Annotated in this window: 1 protein-coding gene; it reads left to right on the top strand. The window is 30.3% G+C overall.

Going from position 1 to position 307, the window contains the following annotated elements; all coding sequences use genetic code 11:
- The coding region (locus QWI17_RS20130; protein ID WP_302724320.1) for a hypothetical protein at positions 1–307 on the top strand (307 nt) is incomplete at both ends.

A 307-nucleotide genomic window follows, 5' to 3' on the forward strand; every position in this document is an offset into this window, starting at 1 on the left:
AAAATAATAATAGAGTTTTATCTTATGGAGTTGAATTTACACACAACGATGTTGGTTCAGAATCTTTTGGAAAAACACTAGATGTATACAATAGCAAAATTGTTGGGTTTACAAATGACAATTTTAAGGTTCAATCTCGATATCCAGATGGAGGAAGCAGTTATACAAGTTTAGCTTCTTATGTAAATTACAGACAAGATATAAGTTCAAAAGCAACTCTAAATACAGGTATAAGGTTTATTCAAACTTTTTTATCAGCTAAATGGATTGACGACAGCTTTATTACTTTGCCAGACTTCGATATTTC

The organism is Gilvimarinus gilvus (assembly GCF_030518155.1).
Lineage (GTDB): Bacteria > Pseudomonadota > Gammaproteobacteria > Pseudomonadales > Cellvibrionaceae > Gilvimarinus > Gilvimarinus gilvus.